Raw genomic sequence first — 2,711 nt, forward strand, 5'->3', positions numbered from 1 at the left:
TCATGACGTGCTCCGTTCTGAGAGTTGGAGACCCGCCAGCCGCCACGGCTTCCCTTCCGCGACGACTGGCGGGCGAATGTGGGGTGTGCTCACAGGTCGGTCGCTTTGCCGCGACAGATGGAGCACACCGGGGTGGAGAGGTCGGGGTAGTCCCAGGTCCAGGCGGGCCCGGCGTTGGGCTGCCCGCACAGGGTGTAGTCGGCGTTGAGTCCGGCCAGGTGAGCCGGGTCGGACCCGTCGCCGATCCACACCAGGTAGAGGCTCATAGCGCTCAGGCAGCCTTGGAGGCAGCAGCGCCAGCGGCGGGCTTACGCGCAGCGCCGGGGGCGTCCATGCCCGTGGCCGTGAGCGACCACTGCAACTTGGGGCGGTTGCCAGAGTCGTCGATCCAGGGGACCGCGACGAGGTTGGTGAACTCGACCGGGATGAACGGCAGGCCGGTGTCGTTGGCCGGGGGCACCGGCTGGTGCTTGGCGAGGATCTTGACGTTGACGGTCTTGTCGTTCTTGCCCGCCTCGGGGTCGGCGTCGAGGACCGGCACGGTCCAGATCGGGAGCCCGGTCTCCTTGTCGGTCTTCTGCGGCCGCAGACCATCCGGGCCGGGGGCCAGGTCGTAGTCCCGGATCGGCTCGACCTCGCCGACCACGAACGCACCGGCCGGGAAGACCTGGGCCTGGGTGAGGTTCATCCTGCGCTGAATCGCCATGTCTTGCATCTCCTTCGGTTTAGGGCCCTAAACACGATGGCCCAAGAAAATCCCCCATCTGGTTTAGGGGGCTAAACACGAAGGTACGGGATGCGCACAGGGCTGTCAAGGGGTCTAAACTCTTGGGCGTGCCTGAGTCAGATTCAGAAGAGTTCGAAGCCGTACGTCGCGACCCCGATCCGTTGCGGCGTGGTCGTCGTGCGACCGAACTCCTGACGCTCTACCAGCAGCGTGCGACCGAACTAGCACGTCTGCGAAAGGCAGCGATCGAAGAGGCGCGCCGAGACCAGGACCTGACATACACCGAGATTGCCGCCGCCCTCGGGATCACGAAGGGCCGAATCACTCAGATCCGGGGGAGCGCACCGAGCGCCGAGCGCGGGTTCTTCGGTGTCGGCCCCGTCGCCGTCGGTGTGCCCTGGCGCTACCAGACGATCGACCGCGAGCGGCCCCTCATTGCCGCCGAGGACGCGAAGTCTGGCGACACTACGGACAAGCTGCTAGCCGATCTCGGGTTCACGGTGACCGGTTCCAGGTCGGCCCAGAGACCGAAGTCCTGCCGGAAGGCGATGTAGTGCTGATCTGCGGTCCGATCTCGGCCCGGTGGCCTCCACCCTCCTGGCCGGGGACTCGCGCCTGGGATTCGTCAAGGCCGATGGACGCTGGTGGATCGAGGAATCCGGGGGCGCGCGCCATGGCTCACCCTCTGACGAGGAGGTGTTCGTCGGCGCTGACATTGGGTACCTCGGGCGACACCGGATCGGGAACAGAACCGTTGTCCACATCGCTGGCATTCACACGATGGGAGCTCTTGGCGTGGTCGACTACCTGACCAAGCACCTCGGCGACCTCTACGCGGAGACCAAGGATGCGGACTTCTCCTGTGTGATTCGCTGCGAGTACGACACCCCACTCGACGTCACCGGCAGCAGCCTTCTTGCCGGGCCGTTTCTCCGGTAGCCCGCATGCGCGCAATCCTTGCCCAGCACCCAGAGCCGCCCAGCGGCGATGACCGAGCGTTTGTGACTTCGAACGCTGTCATCGTCCTCGACGGGGCATCGGCATTCTCCGCCCGCGATGTGCCCGCGTCGACCTACTCGCAACATCTGGGATCAACCATGGCCGCACTCGTGGACGGCACCGACGAGGCGCTTACCGTGCTCCTGGCCGAGGCGATCAAGACGACTGCGGCCGCGCTCGACCTGACACCCGGAGGTCGCGCGCCGTCGAGCACGGTGGCCGTTGTTCGCAGGCGCGAGGATGCCTCGGTTGACGTGCTGGTGTTGGGGGACAGCCAGGTCGTGATGCCAGGGGAGATCCTTCGAGACGATCGACTCGGACCGCTGGCGGCTGAGCAGCGCACCGCCTACCGGGGGCGGCTCGCTAGTGGACGCGGATACGACGACGAGCATCGGCAGATCCTCGCAGCGCTCCAAGCCGAGCAACTCCGACACCGGAACAAGCCCGGCGGATATTGGATCGCAGAGGCCGACCCGGCCGCCGCAGAGCATGCCCTCACCCGTCATCTGTCGCCCGACGAGGCTCCATGGTGCGTGCTCGCGACGGACGGCGCGTACAAGCCAATGGAGCACCTCGGTCTAGATGACTGGCCGAGCGTTGCAGCCGCCAAGGCTGACGACCTAGCCGCGATCCTCCAGCGCTGTCAGGACTGGGAGGCGATCGACGAGCGAGGGCAGCAACTCCCGCGAGCCAAGCGCCACGATGACAAGACGCTGGCCGTCGTTTCGTGAGAACTTTCTCTACTGACTCAAGGCGGCCTTCGGCCGCGGGCGCGGCCTCCGGGGGCGTGCGGCCTGGCGGCCGGTCCCCCTACGTGCCGCGCAAATGAAGAAGAGCGCCCAGTCCGAAGACCAAGCGCTCACTCTCCAGGCACAGCAGCTCTGACTCAACTAGCTGTTCTGACCGGGGAGGTTGGGCACGCGGTCGATCGGTGACTTGCCCCTGAGGCTGGTGTGGCCGCGGTGGTGATTGTAGTGGTGCAGCC

5 protein-coding genes are annotated in these 2,711 nt (G+C 66.4%); 3 read left to right on the forward strand and 2 right to left on the reverse strand.

What is annotated here, in order from left to right:
- Nucleotides 1-89: 89 nt before the first annotated feature.
- The gene (locus ACFVJS_RS27405; RefSeq protein WP_378886706.1) at nt 90-266 is read right to left on the reverse strand and encodes a hypothetical protein; all 177 of its coding nucleotides are present in this window, start codon (nt 264-266) and stop codon (nt 90-92) included.
- Between the two features lie 5 nt (nt 267-271).
- Entirely contained in the window at nt 272-706 is a 435-nt protein-coding gene (locus ACFVJS_RS27410; RefSeq protein WP_378886707.1) for a plasmid replication, integration and excision activator, read from the reverse strand.
- A gap of 128 nt (nt 707-834) precedes the next feature.
- Here ACFVJS_RS27410 and ACFVJS_RS27415 point away from each other — a divergent pair, with 128 nt between their 5' ends.
- Genes ACFVJS_RS27415 through ACFVJS_RS27425 form a run of 3 tightly spaced genes read left to right on the forward strand, consistent with a single transcriptional unit; the run spans nt 835 to nt 2,457 of the window.
- Nucleotides 835-1,281 (forward strand): hypothetical protein, encoded by a 447-nt coding sequence (locus tag ACFVJS_RS27415; protein WP_378886708.1) that lies wholly within the window; start codon nt 835-837, stop codon nt 1,279-1,281.
- A gap of 28 nt (nt 1,282-1,309) precedes the next feature.
- Nucleotides 1,310-1,666, forward strand: a complete 357-nt coding sequence (locus ACFVJS_RS27420; RefSeq protein WP_378886709.1) for a hypothetical protein — start codon at nt 1,310-1,312, stop codon at nt 1,664-1,666.
- 5 nt (nt 1,667-1,671) lie between these two features.
- The gene (locus ACFVJS_RS27425) at nt 1,672-2,457 is read left to right on the forward strand and encodes a hypothetical protein (protein WP_378886710.1); all 786 of its coding nucleotides are present in this window, start codon (nt 1,672-1,674) and stop codon (nt 2,455-2,457) included.
- Nucleotides 2,458-2,711: the final 254 nt, after the last annotated feature.

Origin of the sequence: Nocardioides sp. NPDC057772 (assembly GCF_042798075.1) — a bacterium.
Classification (GTDB): Bacteria; Actinomycetota; Actinomycetes; order Propionibacteriales; family Nocardioidaceae; genus Nocardioides.

Bases quoted from the DNA above. Each gene is read 5' to 3' on its own strand.
- ACFVJS_RS27405 (WP_378886706.1), bottom strand. From the start codon at position 266: ATGAGCCTCTACCTGGTGTGGATCGGCGACGGGTCCGACCCGGCTCAC.
- ACFVJS_RS27410 (WP_378886707.1), bottom strand. From the start codon at position 706: ATGGCGATTCAGCGCAGGATGAACCTCACCCAGGCCCAGGTCTTCCCG.
- ACFVJS_RS27425 (WP_378886710.1), top strand. From the start codon at position 1,672: ATGCGCGCAATCCTTGCCCAGCACCCAGAGCCGCCCAGCGGCGATGAC.